The organism is Sulfitobacter sp. HI0129 (genome assembly GCF_001635395.1).
Classification (GTDB): Bacteria; Pseudomonadota; Alphaproteobacteria; order Rhodobacterales; family Rhodobacteraceae; genus Sulfitobacter.
Window position 1 is genome coordinate 1 of record NZ_LWGH01000717.1, and the last position, 784, is coordinate 784.

At 62.8% G+C, this 784-nt stretch carries 1 protein-coding gene; it reads left to right on the top strand.

Annotated elements, in window-relative coordinates; all coding sequences use genetic code 11:
- Positions 1–87: 87 nt before the first annotated feature.
- A complete protein-coding gene (gene tolQ / locus A3764_RS17870; RefSeq protein ID WP_067928595.1) occupies positions 88–783 on the top strand; it encodes a protein TolQ in 696 nt (231 codons plus the stop codon).
- Position 784: the final 1 nt, after the last annotated feature.

The window sequence follows — 784 nt, forward strand, 5'->3', positions numbered from 1 at the left end:
GCTGGGATAGTTTCGCGCCAAATGAAGCCCCGGTGAACGGGCGCGAGAGGCAATGCGCCCGGCAGGGCAGAATAAAGAGCAGGTTCGATGGAAGCAGAGACGCTGGCACTGGCGCAGGGGATCGATTTCTCCTTGTGGGGGTTGTTCGCACGGGCGACGGTAACGGTCAAACTGGTCATGCTCATGCTGGTCGGCGCGTCCTTCTGGTCGTGGGCGATCATCCTGCAGAAATTCGCGCAATATCGCTCCGCCCGGCGTGAGGCGGCGGCTTTCGATCAATCTTTCTGGTCGGGGGAGCCGTTGGACGGTCTTTTTGACAGCATCGGCCCCGATCCCGATGGCGCCGCCGAAGGAATCTTCGCCGCCGGAATGAGCGAATGGCGCCGATCGCATCGCGATGACGGCGGGCTTATTCCCGGGGCCACCGCCCGGATCGACCGCAGCATGGATGTGGCCATCGCCAAACAGGCGGAACGTCTGCAAAAGGGTCTGCCGGTGCTGGCCACGATCGGCTCTACCGCGCCTTTCATCGGCCTTTTCGGCACTGTCTTCGGCATCATGAACGCCTTCATCGAAATCGCGGCCCAGCAGAACACCAACCTTGCCGTCGTGGCCCCCGGCATCGCCGAGGCGCTTCTGGCCACCGGCATGGGCCTGCTCGCCGCCATTCCGGCGGTGATCTTCTACAACAAGTTCAGCGCCGACAGCGACCGTATCATCGGCACCTACGAGGCGTTCTCGGACGAGTTCGCCACCATCCTCAGCCGCCAGTTGGATAGCTGAA